The sequence below is a fragment of the Ensifer sp. ENS03 genome (assembly GCF_014852035.1).
Lineage (GTDB): Bacteria > Pseudomonadota > Alphaproteobacteria > Rhizobiales > Rhizobiaceae > Ensifer > Ensifer adhaerens.
Genome location: NZ_JACVAV010000003.1, coordinates 188570 through 204266, shown reverse-complemented (window position 1 = coordinate 204266; position 15697 = coordinate 188570). Strand labels below are relative to the sequence as shown.

Annotated in this window: 17 protein-coding genes and 3 pseudogenes; 9 read left to right on the top strand and 11 right to left on the bottom strand. The window is 63.4% G+C overall.

Going from position 1 to position 15697, the window contains the following annotated elements; all coding sequences use genetic code 11:
- Positions 1 to 2 precede the first annotated feature (2 nt).
- The 4 genes from IB263_RS13780 to IB263_RS13765 form a co-directional block, all read right to left on the bottom strand.
- Positions 3 to 1214, bottom strand: a complete 1212-nt coding sequence (locus IB263_RS13780; protein ID WP_034787575.1) for an amidohydrolase/deacetylase family metallohydrolase — start codon at positions 1212 to 1214, stop codon at positions 3 to 5.
- Positions 1215 to 1217: 3 nt separating this feature from the next.
- A complete protein-coding gene (locus IB263_RS13775) occupies positions 1218 to 2087 on the bottom strand; it encodes an ABC transporter permease (protein ID WP_034787571.1) in 870 nt (289 codons plus the stop codon).
- Positions 2087 to 3028, bottom strand: a complete 942-nt coding sequence (locus IB263_RS13770) for an ABC transporter permease (RefSeq protein WP_034787569.1) — start codon at positions 3026 to 3028, stop codon at positions 2087 to 2089. Before IB263_RS13770 ends, IB263_RS13775 begins: the two co-directional genes overlap by 1 nt.
- A 115-nt stretch (positions 3029 to 3143) precedes the next feature.
- Positions 3144 to 4673: an ABC transporter substrate-binding protein gene (locus IB263_RS13765; RefSeq protein WP_060585555.1), complete on the bottom strand. Its 1530-nt coding sequence runs from the start codon at positions 4671 to 4673 to the stop codon at positions 3144 to 3146.
- Positions 4674 to 4895: 222 nt separating this feature from the next.
- Here IB263_RS13765 and IB263_RS13760 point away from each other — a divergent pair, with 222 nt between their 5' ends.
- Positions 4896 to 5594: an aspartate/glutamate racemase family protein gene (locus IB263_RS13760; protein WP_060517713.1), complete on the top strand. Its 699-nt coding sequence runs from the start codon at positions 4896 to 4898 to the stop codon at positions 5592 to 5594.
- A 36-nt stretch (positions 5595 to 5630) separates the two neighbouring features.
- Here the strand turns inward: IB263_RS13760 and IB263_RS13755 are convergent, their stop codons facing one another.
- Together IB263_RS13755 and IB263_RS13750 are read right to left on the bottom strand one after the other, a co-directional pair.
- Positions 5631 to 5924, bottom strand: coding sequence for a hypothetical protein (locus IB263_RS13755; protein WP_034787562.1), 294 nt, complete (start codon positions 5922 to 5924; stop codon positions 5631 to 5633).
- Between the two features lie 233 nt (positions 5925 to 6157).
- Complete coding sequence (locus IB263_RS13750) at positions 6158 to 7105, bottom strand: LysR substrate-binding domain-containing protein (protein WP_034787561.1); 948 nt, start codon at positions 7103 to 7105, stop codon at positions 6158 to 6160.
- A 140-nt stretch (positions 7106 to 7245) separates the two neighbouring features.
- Here IB263_RS13750 and ycaC point away from each other — a divergent pair, with 140 nt between their 5' ends.
- Positions 7246 to 7872, top strand: a complete 627-nt coding sequence (gene ycaC, locus IB263_RS13745; RefSeq protein WP_034787558.1) for an isochorismate family cysteine hydrolase YcaC — start codon at positions 7246 to 7248, stop codon at positions 7870 to 7872.
- A gap of 77 nt (positions 7873 to 7949) precedes the next feature.
- Here ycaC and IB263_RS13740 read toward each other — a convergent pair whose 3' ends face one another.
- Positions 7950 to 9131 (bottom strand): MFS transporter, encoded by a 1182-nt coding sequence (locus IB263_RS13740; protein WP_060585557.1) that lies wholly within the window; start codon positions 9129 to 9131, stop codon positions 7950 to 7952.
- Between the two features lie 310 nt (positions 9132 to 9441).
- Positions 9442 to 9858, bottom strand: coding sequence for a DUF2000 domain-containing protein (locus IB263_RS13735; protein ID WP_252160749.1), 417 nt, complete (start codon positions 9856 to 9858; stop codon positions 9442 to 9444).
- Positions 9859 to 10000: 142 nt separating this feature from the next.
- Between IB263_RS13735 and IB263_RS13730 the strand changes: the two genes are divergently transcribed.
- A complete protein-coding gene (locus tag IB263_RS13730; RefSeq protein ID WP_034787553.1) occupies positions 10001 to 10486 on the top strand; it encodes an Lrp/AsnC family transcriptional regulator in 486 nt (161 codons plus the stop codon).
- Positions 10487 to 10498: 12 nt separating this feature from the next.
- On the opposite strand, the pseudogene IB263_RS13725 reads toward IB263_RS13730, so the two are convergent.
- Positions 10499 to 11014 (bottom strand): annotated as a pseudogene (locus IB263_RS13725) (substrate binding domain-containing protein); the annotation flags it as partial.
- 13 nt (positions 11015 to 11027) lie between these two features.
- Positions 11028 to 11108 (bottom strand): annotated as a pseudogene (locus IB263_RS34705) (LysR family transcriptional regulator); the annotation flags it as partial.
- Positions 11109 to 11238: 130 nt separating this feature from the next.
- Between IB263_RS34705 and IB263_RS13720 the strand changes: the two are divergent.
- The 4 genes and pseudogenes from IB263_RS13720 to IB263_RS13705 all read left to right on the top strand — a co-directional run bounded on the left by IB263_RS13720 (position 11239) and on the right by IB263_RS13705 (position 13287).
- On the top strand, positions 11239 to 11718 hold the full coding sequence (locus tag IB263_RS13720; protein WP_060585561.1) for a carboxymuconolactone decarboxylase family protein: 480 nt from the start codon (positions 11239 to 11241) through the stop codon (positions 11716 to 11718).
- Between the two features lie 10 nt (positions 11719 to 11728).
- A pseudogene (locus tag IB263_RS13715) lies at positions 11729 to 12022 on the top strand (LysR family transcriptional regulator); the annotation flags it as partial.
- A gap of 50 nt (positions 12023 to 12072) precedes the next feature.
- A complete protein-coding gene (locus IB263_RS13710) occupies positions 12073 to 12825 on the top strand; it encodes an SDR family oxidoreductase (protein WP_060517706.1) in 753 nt (250 codons plus the stop codon).
- Between the two features lie 54 nt (positions 12826 to 12879).
- A complete protein-coding gene (locus IB263_RS13705) occupies positions 12880 to 13287 on the top strand; it encodes a cupin domain-containing protein (RefSeq protein WP_060517704.1) in 408 nt (135 codons plus the stop codon).
- Between the two features lie 135 nt (positions 13288 to 13422).
- Here IB263_RS13705 and IB263_RS13700 read toward each other — a convergent pair whose 3' ends face one another.
- Positions 13423 to 13911 (bottom strand): Rrf2 family transcriptional regulator, encoded by a 489-nt coding sequence (locus IB263_RS13700; RefSeq protein WP_034787539.1) that lies wholly within the window; start codon positions 13909 to 13911, stop codon positions 13423 to 13425.
- 115 nt (positions 13912 to 14026) lie between these two features.
- Here IB263_RS13700 and IB263_RS13695 point away from each other — a divergent pair, with 115 nt between their 5' ends.
- Together IB263_RS13695 and IB263_RS13690 are read left to right on the top strand one after the other, a co-directional pair.
- Positions 14027 to 14929 (top strand): M23 family metallopeptidase, encoded by a 903-nt coding sequence (locus IB263_RS13695; protein WP_089042959.1) that lies wholly within the window; start codon positions 14027 to 14029, stop codon positions 14927 to 14929.
- Between the two features lie 85 nt (positions 14930 to 15014).
- The gene (locus IB263_RS13690; RefSeq protein WP_060517700.1) at positions 15015 to 15659 is read left to right on the top strand and encodes a LysE family translocator; all 645 of its coding nucleotides are present in this window, start codon (positions 15015 to 15017) and stop codon (positions 15657 to 15659) included.
- Positions 15660 to 15697 lie beyond the last annotated feature (38 nt).

Genomic DNA, 15697 nt, shown 5'->3' with positions numbered 1-15697 from the left:
GCTTAGCGGTAGCTGAAGCCGTGGCTGTGGTCCGGGCACTCGATATGCTGCGGCTGGTAACGATTGGCGGCAACCACGTGGGTGCCCATGACCGCGTAGCGCGGCTCGAAGAGGCGGTTGAGGTGCGCTTCGGCGCCGAGTGAATCGAAGACCCGAAGCTCGCTATCGACGAGGTCGAAGAGGGTGAATTCGGCGCGGGCGCCGACGGTAAGCAGATTGTCCATCGGCAGGCGGATGACCGAGGCGGGCGCTTGGGTCACGGCCTCGACCACCTTTTCGAAAGGCATGCCGACGCTCAAGAGCTTCGACATGGTGGTGCCCAGGTCCCAGACGGACTGGTTCATGCTGCGCAGGTGCACGTCGGTGGAGATCGAGAAGGGGAGCAGACCGCGGGCGATCGCCACTTCCGCCACGCGGAAGGAGAACGAGGCGCCGCCGTGGCCGATGTCGAGGCGGATGCCTTCGCCGGCGCAGCGTTCGGCAAGCTCAAACAGGTCCTCGTCCTCGATGATGCTGGAACCGGCCTTGCCGTTGAAGCAATGGGTGACGATGTCGCCGGGCCCGAGGATTTCCAGAACCTCGTCATAGAGCGCCGGCGGCTCGCCGACATGCACCATGACAGGGATCTTCAGGATTTTGGCGATCTTCTTGCCGAGCTTCACCGGCGTCACGCCCCAGGAACCGGTGATGACGTGGCTGGCGCGCACCTTCAGGCCGACGATGTGCTCGCGGTTTTCCTGGTAGCAGGCGATGATACGGTCGATGTCGATCGAGCGGATGTCGGAGAGTTCGCTGACGCGGTTGCAGGCGACAAGCCCGATCGAGCCGAGATTGAGGAACGCCTTGATGCGCTCGCGCGACGGCTCGATGATGTATTCGCGAAAGCCGTGGAAATTGGCTTCACCGGCCGAACCCGCGTCGACGATCGTGGTGACGCCGCGCTCCATGCCGCAAAGCTGCGGGCGCACAGAAATGTCGGTGCCGCCGTGCCAGACGTGGGCGTGCAGGTCGATCCAGCCGGGCGAGATCCAGGCGCCCTTGCCCTCTATGCGACGCACGTCGCCTGATGCCTCCAGGTTCGGGCCGAGGGCTGCGATGCGGCCTTCGTCGTCGACGAGGATGTCGGTGGTTTCAGCCGGCGCGGCCATGCCGAAGGCGACGGGCTTCACCTGCCGGATCAGCACCGGACCGGCGTTCGATGTTGCGGTCGTCATGACTTACAGGTCCTTTCTGAGGCGGGGATCGAGCATATCGCGCAGGCCGTCACCGACCATCTGCAGCGACAAGACCGAAAGCACGATGGCGATGCCGGGGAAGAGCGTTACCCAGTCGGCCTGGCCGATATATTGACGCCCCGAGGCGATCATCGTGCCCCAGGTCGGGATTTCCGGGCTGACGCCGACGCCGAGGAAGGAAAGCCCGGCTTCGGCAAGCATCGCATGGGCGAAGAGGAAGGTGCCCTGCACGAGGACGGGCGAAAGCAGATTGCGCAGCACGTGACGCGTCATGATGTGTGGCGTCGAGATCCCGAGCGCGCGGGCCGCCTCGACATAAGGAAGCTCGCGGATGACCAGTGTCGAGGCGCGCACCACGCGGGCGAGCCGCGGCGCATAGACGATGCTGAGCGCGATGATGACGGTCGTCAGCGAGGGGCCCAAGGCCGCGACCAGCGCGATCGCAAGCAGGATGTCCGGGAAGGCCATCATCGCGTCGATGACGCGGGCGATCGGCGTGTCGAGCTTCGGAAAGAAGCCGGCGAGCAGACCGAGCACGACGCCGATCACGGTTGCAAGCGTGACGACCGCCGCACCGACAAGCAGCGACAATCGGCCGGCATAGATGGTGCGGGAGAAGACATCGCGGCCGAACTCGTCGGTGCCGAAGAACCATTGCAGGCTCGGCGGCTGCAGCCGGTTGACGATCGACAGCTTGCCGGGCGCATAGGGTGCGATCAGCGGCGCGAAGACGGCAAGCAGCACGAAGACGGTGAGCACGATCAGGCCGAAGGCAACGGTTTTGCGCTTCAACAGCCGGCGGACGAACTTGCGGCCTTCGCTCTCGGTGGGGGCAGATACGGTGATAGACATCAGTAGCGCACCCTTGGATCAACGAGGAGATAGAGCATGTCGATCACGAAATTGATCAGCACGTAGAGCGCGGCAATGACGAGCAGCGCGCCCTGGATGACGGGATAGTCGCGGCGAAGCACGGCGGAGACGACGAGATTGCCGACGCCGGGCAGGCCAAAGACGGTTTCCGTGACAACCGCACCCGAGATCAGCACGGCGGCGGTGAGGCCAATGATCGTCAGGATCGGGATCAGCGCGTTTTTCAGTGCGTGCTTCATCACCACCTTGCGTTCGCCGAGGCCTTTGGCGCGGGCGGTGCGGATGAAATCGTCGCCGAGCACGTCGAGCATCGATGCACGGGTAAAGCGCAGGATCAGCGCCGAGGAGACGACGCCGAGCGCGATCGCCGGCAAGGTCAGGTGATACATGCGCTCGGTGAAGGAGGATCCGGGGCCGCCATAGCCGGAGACCGGGAACCAGCCGAAACGCACGGCAAAGACCTGGATCAGGATCAGGCCAAGCCAGAAACTCGGTATGCTGGCGGCGAGCATGGCAAGCGTTGTTGCCGCCTGGTCGACGAAGGAGCCGCGCCTGTAGGCGGCATAGATGCCGATCGGCAGCGCGATGGCGCAGGCGATGACGATTGAGAACAGGGTCAGGAAGAAGGTCGGCTCGGCACGCTCCGCCAGTGCTGACGTGACCGGCTGGTTGAGGAAGATCGACTGGCCGAGATCGCCCTGCAGCAGTTGTCCGATATAGTAAACATATTGCAGGCCGAGCGACTGGTCGAGGCCAAGCCGGCTGCGCAGCGCCGTAATGTCTTCCTGGGTTGCTTCCGGACCGAGCATGACGGCGGCGGGATCGCCGGGCGTCACGCGGACGATGACGAAGACGATCGTGACGACAATCGCCATGACGACGATCATGCCCATCAGCCGTTGGAAGATGTAGCGTAACATGGTGGCCTCGAACCTTTCCTGTGCGCTCCGCCGCAAGGGTGGAGTGACGCGCCCCTTCGAGCGGGCGCCAGGCGCATGGCCCGGCTGCCCGCCGAAGTCCCTTGGGAGGGGGAGCTTACTTCTTGATCGAAGCGTTCCAGAAGTACGGCCACGGGGCCGGCGAGACGCCGTCGAGCGACTTCGACTTCGCCGAAAGCGCGTTGAAGTCGCCGATCTTGATGAATGGCACTTCCTCGAAGATCACCTTCTGCACGTCTGCCCACAGCGCCACGCGCTTGGCCGAGTCGGATTCGGCGTTGAAGGCATCGACCGCCTTGGCGCGCGCCGGCGTATCCCAGTTGCCGGGCGCCTTGGTCGACATCATGCCGATGAGGGCCGGTTCCGGCAGGAAGGGGCTGTGGGTGATGTAGATGTCCCAGAGCGTCGGGTCGGCACGGCGCTGGGTCAGCGTCGCCCAGTCGACCACCTGCAGATCGACGGTAAAGCCGGCGAGCTTCAGATACTCGGCCGCGACCTGCGCCATCTTGTAATGGAACTCATACTGGCGGCTCGTCAGGATGCGCAGCGGCTCACCCTTGTAGCCGGCGGCCTTCAGGAGTTCGCCAGCCTTTTCCGCATCGGCGATGTTGTAGGCGCCTTCGGTGCCGGCATCGGTCCGCCAGGTAAACTGCGACGGGTAGAGAGCGGCGTCGAGCGCATAGAAGTCTGTGGTGCCGAAGGCTGCCGCCATCATGTCTTCCATGCTGAGCGAAGCGCGGATCGCCTTGCGCAGGTCGAGGTTCTTGGTCATGCCGTTGCCGGAGTTCAAGACGAAGACAGGCCAGCCGAAGGGCTGCAGCATGACGGGTTCGGAAGCGCTCGAACCCTTGACGCGTTCGAAGGATTCGACCGGCAGAGAATCGACATAGTCATACTGGCCGGAAACGGCCGCTTCGACGCGGGTGTTCGGGTCCGGAACCGGCACGAAGCGGATTTCGTCGGCATATTGGTGGCGGGCGCCGCCATAGCCGTTGGCTTCGCCTTCCGGCGACTTGTAGGCATCGTACCGGGTGAGCTGGATGTACTGGTCCGCCTTGCGTTCCTTCAGCTGGTAGGGGCCGGTGCCGACGAAATCAGTCATCGGCTCGGCCTGCTTTTCGGAAGGAAGCACGATCGCCGCGGAGTTGTTGAAGGCGAGCAGCGAAACGAGCGGCGCGTAAGGGGTGGTGAGCGAGATCTTCACCGTCAGCGGGTCGATCGCTTCGATGCCGGAAATCGTCGTTGCCGTCTGCTTGCCGCGCGAGGCGACCTTGGTCCAGCGCTCGAGCGAGGCGACGACGTCCTTCGAGTCGAGATCGGTGCCGTCGTGGAACTTGACGCCCGAGCGCAGCTTGATCGTGTAGGTCTTGCCGTCGGCGCTGATCTCCGGAAGTGCTGCCGCCAGAAGCGGGGTCGGCTTCCAGTCCTTGTCGAAGGTGTAGAGCGTCTCGAAGATGTGTTGCGAGACTATGCCGACGAGGTCGGCCGTCGATGCCATCGGGTCGAGGGTCGGCGGCTCACCGACGGTCGCGACGTTGATCACGCCGCCCTTTTCCTGCGCAAAGGCGAGAGTTGCCGATGCCACCAATGCGGTTCCAATAAGCAATGCGAGTTTAGTCGATTTCATATTTGCTCCTCCTCATATTCCATAGTTATGCTATGTCGTTCTTTATTTTGGAATATAAAAAGGCACGAAGCCGGAAATGTCAACCGGCTGTCGTCGTCTTGTCACAACCGCCGGCAGCGGCGGGCCGGAACCCTTGTCCTGGAGGGTGCATAAGTGGGCGGGAGCTATCGCGAAGGCGCGGGATTTGTTAGCCCGGAGTCCGGATTGAAAAGGGAGAAGAGAATGAAGGTCATCGGCCTGATCGGCGGCATGAGCTGGGAGAGCTCGGCGGAGTATTACCGCATCATCAACGAGACGGTTCGCGCGCGCCTCGGCGGCGTGCACTCGGCGAAATCGCTGATGTGGTCGATGGACTTCGGCGAGATCGAGCGCCTGCAGCATCACGGCGACTGGCCGGCCCTGACGGGAGAGATGATCGCCGCAGCGCGACGTCTCGAGGCAGGCGGCGCCGATTTCCTGATGATCTGCACCAACACCATGCACAAGATGGCGGCGGACGTTTCGGCAGCCGTCTCCATTCCGCTGCTGCATATCGCCGACCCGACGGCGGAGAAGATCAAGGCGGCGGGCCTTCGCAAAGTCGGCCTGCTCGGAACGGCCTTCACCATGGAACAGGACTTCTACAAAGGTCGCTTGGCGGAAAAATTCGGTCTCGATGTGCTGGTGCCGGAGGTGGAAGACCGGGCGAAGGTGCACGAGATCATCTACCGCGAACTCGTTGCCGGTATCGTCAAAGACAGCTCGCGCGACGCCTATCGCGCCATCATCGCGCGGCTTGTCGATGCGGGCGCGGAAGCGATCATCATGGGCTGCACCGAGATCATGCTTTTGATTTCACAGGCTGATAGCCCGGTCCCGGTGTTCGATACGACCGAGATCCACGCGCTTGCTGCGGTCGACCTCGCGCTCGGGGACGCCTGACCACGGCCGACTGGCCGTCGGCCGTGGTTGCAAGGGCTAGTGCAAGGTGAATTCCCGGGGTTCGCCCGGAAACAGGCTGAGAAGTGCTATGCCCTGCTGCAAAAGCAGTTCGGCGGCTGGCAAGTCGCCGACCACCAGGTCGTCCGCACAGCCGATGATGATGTTGGCGAGGCTGATCGAGTTCTCGGCGAACCGGTCGTCGCCGATCTCGTAGGCCTTCTCGGCCGTTGCCTCGAGCGCTTCCGCTACCAGCGCCATCATGTTCGAGCGTTCATCCAGCGTCATGGCATCCAGTGTCTTGGCGTCGGGAGTTTTGGCAGTTGTCTGCATGATTACCTTCCCTATTGTTCAAGCCGAAATGGCCGCGCCGGCCGAAGCCGGGGGAAAAGTCTACGACTGGGGTGAGTCCAGGAGGGGAGCCGGCGTCGAACGCGGCTTCTCCAATAAGATCGTGCGTTGCGGCGCGATATGCAAGGAATGGCTACTATGCGGCCAGCGCATGGGTCCGCGGAGGGCGGCCGCCGGGGTAGCACGTCAAGGGAGCCCGTTGACCGCCGGATGCGTTAGGCCGTGATATGGGGTGGCCTTGCCGGCCATGCCAGGCTTTCGTCGATCGCCAGGCGATCGGCGGCGCATTCCTGGGCAAGAAAGTCGATGAAGGTGCGAACGGAGGGCAGTAGCCCGCGCCGCGAAGGAAAGACGGCGTGCACGACGCCGGACGCCGGGCGCCATTGCGGCAGCACGGGCACCAGCGTGCCGGCTGCCAGGTCCTTCCAGATCATCATCGTCGGCAGTTGCACGATGCCGGCGCCGTCGAGCGCCGCTTCGCGTAGCGCCGCCATATCGTCGGTCAGGAAACGTGGCTCGTGGCGGATGACGGCCCGTTCTCCATCGGCGCTTTCCAGCCGCCATTCATAGGTGTGCGTGGCCGAAGTCCAGGCAAGACTCGGCAATCCCGTCAGTTGCGCGGGCTCAGCGATCGGCGCCTTCAGAAATCCGGGCCTGGCGACGAGATATTGCGAACTGTCGTCGAGCTTGCGCATCACCAGCTCGCTTTTTTCGAGCGGCGGGAACCGGACACGGATCGAAACGTCGAAACCTTCGGCGATCACATCCACGCGCCGGTTGGTGCTTTCCAGCTGCAGGCCGATCCGCGGATGGGCGGTCATGAACCGGGCAAAGAGCCGGCCGAACTGGAACGAGATCAATGCGGTCGGGCAGCTCACCCGGATGATGCCCTGCGGCTCTCCCTGATGCTGCGCGATGAAGGCATCGGCCGCTTCCGCCTCGATTAACACCGCGACGCAGCGCTGGTAATATTCGCGGCCGACATCGGTAACGAAGAACCGGCGCGGCGAACGCTGGATCAGCCGAACCCCGATCCGGTCTTCCAGCATCGCAATGCGCCGGCTCAGCCGGGATTTCTGCGTACCGGTTGCCCGTGCCGCAGCCGCAAAGCCGCCATGATCCACGACTTGGACAAAATAATAGAGGTCGTTCAGGTCCTGCATCGTTCTATTCATAGGACGCTGCGTCGAAATTCACAATCTTTTGGCGGCAACGGTCCTGCAGTAGCTTACGTTCAATCACAGCAGATCGGCAACGAAGGCCGCTGGCGGTGATGAAAACAAAACGAAGGAAAGGACTTCCGATGACCAAGCCCTACGTACGCCTCAACAAGGATGATGTTGCCGTCCTGCTCGTCGACCATCAGACCGGCCTGTTGTCGCTGGTGCGCGACTTCGACCCGGACAAGTTCAAGAACAATGTCCTGGCGCTCGGTGATCTCGCCAAGTACTTCAAGCTGCCGACGGTTCTCACAACCAGCTTCGAGGATGGCCCGAACGGCCCGCTGGTTCCGGAGCTGAAGGAACAGTTTCCCGATGCGCCCTTCATTCCCCGTCCGGGCCAGATCAACGCCTGGGACAATGAGGACTTCGTCAAGGCGGTGAAGGCCACCGGCAAGAAGCAGCTGCTGATCGCCGGCGTCGTGACCGAGGTCTGCGTGGCGTTTCCGGCGCTTTCGGCGATCGAGGAAGGCTTCGAGGTCTTCGTGGTGACGGATGCTTCCGGCACCTTCAACGAGGTGACCCGCGATTCCGCCTGGTCGCGCATGACCGCCGCCGGCGTTCAGCTGATGACCTGGTTCGGCGTTGCCTGTGAGCTGCATCGCGACTGGCGCAACGACATCGAGGGTCTCGGCACGCTATTTTCGAACCACATCCCGGACTACCGCAACCTCATCACCAGCTACAACACCATGGCGGCGCGCAAGTAAGACACGCCAGACGATGAACGACGAAAGCCCCGGCCTGGGATGGCCGGGGCTTTTCGTGTTGTCTGTTGCCGTGGCCTTTATGCGCGGCTGGCGGCCTGCTGGGCGTCGTCTTGCACGTCCAGACGGGCCGCGGGCTTGAGCCGGCCGGTCAAGAGCAGGCTGACGGCGAGGAAGGGCACGAGCACGCCAAGACCGAAGCGCATGTCGCTGTATTCGGCGATCAGGCCGATCAGCGGCGGCCCGAGCAGGAAGCCGAGCAGCGCGATGAAGGACAGAATGGCGACACTCGCGGCCGCCGGCCGGTCCTTCTGGTCGGCAGCGGCGGTGACGGCGAAGGGAAAGCCGACGGATACGCCGAAGCCCATGGCAGAAAAGCCGAGAAGCGCTGCCCAGGCGGCGGGGCTTACCACCACGAGAATGAGCCCGCTAATGCTGGCGATACCGCAGGCACGTGCCACCGCAACCGGGCCGTAGCTCGCCTTCAGCCGGTCGCCGGCAAAGCGCCCGGCAGCCACCATGAAGGCGAAGATCGAGTAGCCGAAACCGGCGCTGGCGCTGGAAAGCCCGAAGATGTCGCGCAGGAAGACCGCCGACCAGTCGGCGACGGCGCCTTCGGTCATGGTGATGCCAAAGACGAAGAAGCAGACGCCAAGCAATGCCCAGCCCGGCAGCTTGCGTCTGGAGGGCGCCGCTTCGGCAGCCGCGGCCTCGCCGGTCTTCAGGAGCGGCAGCTTCCGGGCGAAGTAGACGCTGATCGGCAACATGCCTGCCGCCGTCAGCGGCACCGCCCATTCCGGTGCCACGTGCAGCGCCGCGAAGCCGACGCCAACCAGGCTGCCGGTCATGATGCCGAGGCTCCAGAAGCCGTGGCAGGTGCTCATGATCAGCTGCCCGGAGTGCTTCTCGATCGCGTCGGCCTCGACATTGAGGCCGAGTTCGAGCGTCGTCAACGCTGCGCCGACGATGGCGAGCGCCACGAAGAGCACCTCGATGTTCGGGGCCCATGTCGGTAGCCAGACGAGCGCCAGAAAGACGACGAAGCCGTAGAGGATGGTCGCACGGCCGCCGATCCAGGCGACAAAACGGCCGGCAAACGGCAGGGTCAGCAGAATGCCGACGGGCATGCCGAGCAGCGCGATCGCCAGTTCCGCCGGGCCGAGGCCGAGCCTTTGCTGCACGTCGGGAATACGCGGCAGCCAGGCGCCGAAGGCGATCGGTTGCAGGAAGAAGATCAGCATGATGAGCCGTTGGTTGGTCATGCGCATTGTTCCCCGGATAGCGTGTCGCGCGATGCACCCTCGGCAGCGGGCGGGAGCCGTCGAGCCGATGCGGTATGTGAAGGAATTCTGATATTCTGAAAATTGTTTTCAGAGCTTGTCGCGCGGGGCGGGTCCCGTCAAGGCGAGAAGAGGCCGTCAAGTCGGAAAGCGCGGCCTTTCCGAGCGAATGGCTGTTGGTGTTGCGAATGTGTCGCCACCAATCCTGGCATTGGTCTGGTTCCGGTGAAAAAAATGTACATACCGGAAGCGGCGGGCTCCGACCCGCCGTGCCGTTGCGCGTGCTTTTGTCCTATCGCAGCAATTTCAGCGATCCCGTCAGCGATCTGACCCACTTCACGTCGCCGGCAAGACCGATGCCGTCGATCGTCTCCTGCGCGAGATCCCGTTCCGGAAATTGCGTCTCGTAGTCGGCATAGCTGTGCAGCGAACGCGCGAAGGCTGGAAACGGCACGACGACACGATCGTCTTCTTTCGGCAGTGCCTTCAGGAGCAGTGCACGGATCGTCGCGCCATCGGCCTGGAGGATCGGCACGGGCCGGTTGGAGCTGATGTCGATGGTGTTCTGCATGCTGTCCGTCAGCCGCTGGTTACCGAGACCGGGCATCGCCGAGCCGATGCCGATGCAGATCGCGGCGATCGTGTTGGCGAGATGACCGGGTGTCAGTTCGGGATTGACGATGATGGCGAGGCGGGTGTCCTGAAGCACGTGGTCTGTTTCCTCTCTGTTTCTCAAAGGCTGGGTCGGCCGGGAGAATAGACCGTGTGGCGAGGCAGTATCTTTCTGATGTTGCGAGAAATTGCCAAGATGGGGTAGATTCATCCCGATGGAGCAGAAAATGAGATAGAAGATGCCCGCCACCCTGACACCCGCCGATGTAAAGATCCTGACCGCGCTGCAAAGTGACGGGCGCCTGAGCAACCAGGCGCTTTCGGAGGAGGTTGGCATGTCGACCTCGCCCTGCTGGCGGCGGGTACGGCAACTGGAGGACGACGGTGTCATCCAGGGCTACATGGCGGTACTCAATCGCCGGGAAATCGGCCTTGGGGTGCTCGCCTTCATCCGGGTAAAGATCGACAGCCATACGGAGGCGGAGGCGGACGCCTTCGCCGAGGAGGTGATGAAACTCGACAGCGTCGTTGCCTGCTACAGCATTGCCGGCGATGCGGATTTTCTCCTCCAGGTCGTCTCTGCCGATCTCGATTCCTATTCGGATTTTGCCATGAAGGTCGTGCGGCGCCTGCCGTGCATCAAGGAGATGCAGACGACCTTCGTGCTGAAGGAGATCAAGGCCTATGGCGGGCTGCCCCTGCGCGCCTCGGCCGGCCAGCGCTGACCCAAACGACGGTCAGGAGGCGGAGGCCATCAGCGGGTCTTCCCGGACCACCTGGACAAGGAAATCGAGAACGGTGCGCACGCGTAGCGGCACGTTTCTGCGCGAGGGATAGACGACGCTGATCGGCAGGCGCGCCGGCGGGAATGCCGGCATCACGTTGACCAAGCGGCCAGCCTCGATGTCCGGGCAGGCCAGGATATGGGAGAGGATCGCAAGGCCGTTGCCGGCGAGCACCGCGCGATGCACGGCCACGGCACTGTTGGCGACGAGCCGGGGCGCGATGCGCACGAAAACGTCGCCGGACCCGTCGGAAAACGTCCACTGGCGGCCGTCGCCGGCGCGGCTGTAGCAGATGCATTCATGCTTCCCGACGTCGTCGGGAATCTTTGGCGCGGGGCGCCGGTTCAGATAGTCGGGTGCCGCCACCAGAAACGCGGTCGTCCAGCCGATCCGCCGGCAGATCAGGCCGGCCTCCGACACCGGACCCAAGCGAACCTCCAGATCGATGCCCTCTCCAATCAGTTCCGATGGTGTGGGTCAGGCCGAGATCGTTGGCAGCCGCGGAAAACGAGCCGGTCTCCGCCACCCGCAGGAAGGCTCTGAGCGCAGAAACGATGTCCATCCGGCTTCCCCCAAACGTTTCGACATAAGCCTTATGCGCCGAGTTTACCCCCGGCGCGCTTTACTGTCCATCGATTAAGGATATCTTGTATCCATAAGGATAACAGATGTCCTTAATTAGGAGCAAAGCCATGACCCAGCGCCTCAACTACGCCCAGCAGTCACCCGAGTTCTTCAAGAAAATCTCCGACTTCAGCCACAGCCTGAAGGACAGCGTCATCGAGCAGACAATCCGCGATCTCGTCAATCTGCGGGCTTCGCAGATCAACGGCTGCGCGTTCTGCGTCGACATGCATGTGAAGGAGGCGAAGATCCACGGCGAGAGCGAATTGCGCCTCTACCACGTGGCAATCTGGCGGGAATCGAACCTGTTTGCGCCGCGCGAACGCGCAGCACTTGCCTGGACCGAGGTGCTGACGAAATTGCCCGAGGGCGGCGTTCCGGACGAGCTCTATGAGCGCGTGCGCGGCCAGCTTTCGGAAAAGGAGATCTCCGATCTGACCTTCTCCATCATGGCCATCAACGCCTGGAACCGCGTCAGCGTCGCGTTCAAGTCCGTGCCCGGCTCGGCCGACAAGCTCTATGGGCTCGACAAGGCCGGGCTCAACTGAGCCCGCAGGGCCGGCGGTATCACGCCAGGTCTCGGCACTCGAGGAGCACCTGAGCATGCGTCTTCTGCACCGGACGACGAATGCGCTGGCGCTGACCGCCGAGGGGGAACACATGATCCCGATGGCGCTCAAAGTTGTCGAGGCGGTCGATGCTCTGAACGAGGCTTCCTGCGGCGAGGCCGGCCTCGTGGCGGGCCGCGTGCGGCTCACCGTGCCCGCGCCGCTCGGCCTCTATCTGAGCGATCGCCTGGCCGCCCTGCTCGCCCGTCATCCGGGGCTTTCCGTAGAGATGTTGTTTCGCGAGGGGAACCGTCATGCACGGCGGCGCGATGGGCGCCGCCGATGGAGGATCCCATGAAAATCGTCATCATCGGCGGAACCGGCCTCATCGGTTCGAAGACGGTCGAACGCCTGCGCAAGCGCGGACACGAGGTGATTGCCGCCTCCCCGAACACCGGCGTCAATACGATCACGGAAGAGGGGCTCACCGAAGCGCTCAGCGGCTGCGAGGTCGTCGTCGACCTCGCCAACTCCCCCTCGTTCGAGGACAGGGCGGTGCTCGAATTCTTCGAGACGTCGGGCCGCAATCTGCTTGCCGCCGAAAAGGCTGCCGGCGTCAAACACCATATCGCGCTTTCCGTGGTCGGAACCGAGCGGCTGCAGGAAAGCGGCTACTTCCGCGGCAAGCTTGCGCAGGAAAAGCTGATCGAGGCCGGTGGCATCCCCTACACGATCGTGCACTCGACCCAGTTCATGGAGTTCCTGAGCGGGATCGCGCAATCGGGAACCGTCGGCGACCTCGTGCGTCTGTCGCCGGCCTATGTGCAGCCGATCGCGTCAGACGATGTTGCCGATGCCATGACCGACGTGGCGCTTGCCGATCCCGTCAACGGCACGATCGAAATTGCGGGTCCGGAGCGCTCGCGCCTCAGCGATCTCGTCGCCCGCTATCTCAGGGCGATGGGCGACAATCGCAAGGTCGAGCCGGACCGGGAGGCGCGCTATTTCGGCGCTCTGCTCGAGGACGGCTCGCTTGTTTCCGACAACAATCCCCGCCTCGGCCGCATCACCTTCGAAGAGTGGTTCGCAACGGCACCCCGCAAGTAACCGAACCGGAGGCGCGCGCGTCGCGCATCTCCCTCATCTGAAAGGATTTTCGACATGATCAAGTCTCTCCTCACCACCCTCGCCGTTACCGCAACCCTGTTCGGGACCGCCGTCGCCGGTGACGCTGCCAAGGTGACGCTCGTCTATGAGCATGAATTGCCGAACGTTCCGGGCAAGAGCATTAAGGGCGTTCTGGTGGAATATGGGCCTGGCGGCTCGTCCGATGCGCACACCCATGCGAGCACGGCCTTCATCTATGCGACGGTGCTCGAAGGCTCGATCCTCAGCCAGGTCAATGATGGTCCAGTCAAGGAATACAAGGCCGGCGAGAGCTTCTCCGAGATGCCGGGCGACCGTCACGGCGTCAGCGCCAACGGCAGCAAGACCGCGCCCGCCAAGCTGCTGGCGGTCTTCGTCGTCGACACCGCCGAAAAGGAACTGACCTTTCCGATGACGAAGTGACGCCATGCCAAGGGCCGACTGCCGATCGCGCAGCCGGCCCTTCTTCGGCCCAACCGTTGGGGCCAGCCAAGTTTGCCGAGCATCTGCCGGCGCAGGCCTATCTCTACGCTTCGCCTGCTGGCGGCCGGGCGCCGCTCATCCGGCGCGTTCTAGCACCCAGGCAAAGCTTCGCTTCGAGAGATCGGCGGGAATTTCCTTCGAGAGGATTTCCATCAGGTCGGACAGGCGCACGCTTCGCAGCTTGTCGCGCCAGGCTTCGTCCGCCTCCCACATGATGCGCGCCACCGCACAGGGGGTCTCGTCGCAGTAACCAGGCGCCCGACAGGGATTGTTGGCCCGGATATTGGTACAGACGAAGGTGCGCGACCTGCCTTCGACCGCCTCGACGATATCGAGGAAAGTCAGTTCCGCCGGCGCTTTCGCCAGCCGGTAGCCTCCCGAAGGACCGAGGGTCGTGTGGACGAGGCCCGCCTGTGACAGGCTCTGCAGCGCCTTCGACAGATACTCCTTCGGAAGTCCGTGGAATTCGGCCAGCGCCTTGGTCGATAGGTAGCGGCCCTCGGGCAGGCCGGCGAGAATGGCGCAACAGTGCAACGCCCATTCGACTTGGCTCTTAAGGATCACACGCTCTAACGATCTTTTTTTCGTCCGGCAGATGCCGCCCGCATCTATTAAGGACAAAAAATATCCCTATTTTTTCCCTGTGTAAACAGCGCCGTCATGTGCAACAGGAGGGATCATGGTCGTTGTCGTCGGTTTTCTGCTTGTTCTCAGCATCCTGCTGCCGCTTGCCTTCATCTGGCGACTGTGGCGGCTGAATGAACCGACGCGGCTTGGCTGGCTGCTGGCGCTTGCAGAGACCGTCGTGCTGCTCACCCTGATCGGACTTCTCAACCGCTGGGACATCGCCGGCTTCTGGACCAGGGCGGCGCTGGCCGCGCTCGCGGTCGCGGCATCTTTGGTGTCGTTGCCCCGACATTGGCGCCGGCCCTGGCTGTCGCTGGATCGCGGAGCATTGGCGCGCAGCCTGGTGCCGACCGTAGCCTCTCTTTTCGTCTTCGGTGCAGCACTCGCCTATGTCGCTTGGGGCATCGGCGCGCGGCACGATCCGCGCGGGCTATCGTTTCCGCTGGCCGGTGGTCGCTTCGTCGTCGCTCAGGGCGGCGGCATCGGCGTGCTCAATCATCACAGCGATCACCCGGTGCAACGGCATGCCCTCGACATCACGGCGATCGGCGACGCCGGCTTCCGGGCGTTCGGCCTGCTACCTAGGGATCCCGCTGACTATGCCATCTTCGGCAAGACCGTCGTCAGCCCGTGCGAGGGAGAGATCGTCGCGGCAGTGGATGGGCTGCCCGACCTGCCCCCGCCCGAGGCGGATCGGGGCAACCCGGCTGGAAACCACGTGATCGTTGCCTGCGACGGCATGCGGGTGGAACTGGCGCATCTGCGCAAGGGGAGCGTGACCGCCTTGATCGGGGCGCGGGTTCTCGCCGGCGATCCGATCGGCGCTGTCGGCAACTCTGGCAACAGCACGGAGCCGCATCTGCACATTCATGCCGTCGATGCCGGATCCGGAAAGGCTGTTCAACTGTCCTTCGACGGGCGTGTTCCTTCACGCAACGTGCAATTCGTCAGATGAAAGCCGATGCGAGGTTGAGCGGGCGGTGCTTTACACGTTCGATCTGAACGGCCAAAGATAGGCCGCTCACGGGAGGAGCTCGTTCATGGACATCAGCACCATGGCTGCCTTTGCGGCCGTCACCTTCATCGCGGTGGTCACGCCCGGCCCGGACGTGATCCTGGCGATGGCCAATGGCTCTCGTTTCGGCATGAAAAAGGCGGTTGCCGGGATGATCGGCGTGCTCCTTTCCGACTTCTTCCTGATCGCCGCCGTGGCAGCCGGCCTCGGCGCCATCCTTGCCGCGTCGGAGTTCTGGTTCTCGGTCGTCAAATATGCGGGTGCCGGCTATCTCGCCTGGCTCGGCTACAAGATGCTTCGGCCCGGTAGAGCCGAGAAAGCGGAAACGCAAGGCGCCGAAAACGGCGATCTCGTTCGCACGGAATCCGCGCTTGCGATCTGCCGCCACAGCATGATCGTGGCCATCACCAACCCCAAGGCCTACCTGTTCTTCTCCGCACTGCTGCCGCAGTTCATCAACCCGGCCGCGCCGCAACTGCCGCAGTTCCTGGCGCTTACCGCCGTGTTCACCGTCGTCGAGTTTGCCGTCATGTTCGGTTACGCCCTTGTCGGCTTCAAGACGACGCAATTTGCCGCCTCGTCGATGCGGCGCTGGATGGAACGAGGCTGCGGCGGCGCCTTGCTTGTCTCGGCTGCCTCGCTCGCGCTGGTAAAGCGCGTCAACGGATAGGCGGCGGGTCGCGATAACGGGGTGCCCGGCCGATCGTT

Excerpts from the sequence above, each read along its gene's own strand:
- IB263_RS13755 (WP_034787562.1), bottom strand. The coding sequence starts at position 5,924 with ATGCAGACAACTGCCAAAACTCCCGACGCCAAGACACTGGATGCCATG.
- IB263_RS13750 (WP_034787561.1), bottom strand. The coding sequence starts at position 7,105 with ATGCAGGACCTGAACGACCTCTATTATTTTGTCCAAGTCGTGGATCAT.
- IB263_RS13720 (WP_060585561.1), top strand. The coding sequence starts at position 11,239 with ATGACCCAGCGCCTCAACTACGCCCAGCAGTCACCCGAGTTCTTCAAG.
- IB263_RS13760 (WP_060517713.1), top strand. The coding sequence starts at position 4,896 with ATGAAGGTCATCGGCCTGATCGGCGGCATGAGCTGGGAGAGCTCGGCG.
- ycaC (WP_034787558.1), top strand. The coding sequence starts at position 7,246 with ATGACCAAGCCCTACGTACGCCTCAACAAGGATGATGTTGCCGTCCTG.
- IB263_RS13775 (WP_034787571.1), bottom strand. The coding sequence starts at position 2,087 with ATGTCTATCACCGTATCTGCCCCCACCGAGAGCGAAGGCCGCAAGTTC.
- IB263_RS13690 (WP_060517700.1), top strand. The coding sequence starts at position 15,015 with ATGGACATCAGCACCATGGCTGCCTTTGCGGCCGTCACCTTCATCGCG.
- IB263_RS13780 (WP_034787575.1), bottom strand. The coding sequence starts at position 1,214 with ATGACGACCGCAACATCGAACGCCGGTCCGGTGCTGATCCGGCAGGTG.
- IB263_RS13705 (WP_060517704.1), top strand. The coding sequence starts at position 12,880 with ATGATCAAGTCTCTCCTCACCACCCTCGCCGTTACCGCAACCCTGTTC.
- IB263_RS13695 (WP_089042959.1), top strand. The coding sequence starts at position 14,027 with ATGGTCGTTGTCGTCGGTTTTCTGCTTGTTCTCAGCATCCTGCTGCCG.
- IB263_RS13765 (WP_060585555.1), bottom strand. The coding sequence starts at position 4,673 with ATGAAATCGACTAAACTCGCATTGCTTATTGGAACCGCATTGGTGGCA.
- IB263_RS13710 (WP_060517706.1), top strand. The coding sequence starts at position 12,073 with ATGAAAATCGTCATCATCGGCGGAACCGGCCTCATCGGTTCGAAGACG.
- IB263_RS13740 (WP_060585557.1), bottom strand. The coding sequence starts at position 9,131 with ATGACCAACCAACGGCTCATCATGCTGATCTTCTTCCTGCAACCGATC.
- IB263_RS13730 (WP_034787553.1), top strand. The coding sequence starts at position 10,001 with ATGCCCGCCACCCTGACACCCGCCGATGTAAAGATCCTGACCGCGCTG.
- IB263_RS13770 (WP_034787569.1), bottom strand. The coding sequence starts at position 3,028 with ATGTTACGCTACATCTTCCAACGGCTGATGGGCATGATCGTCGTCATG.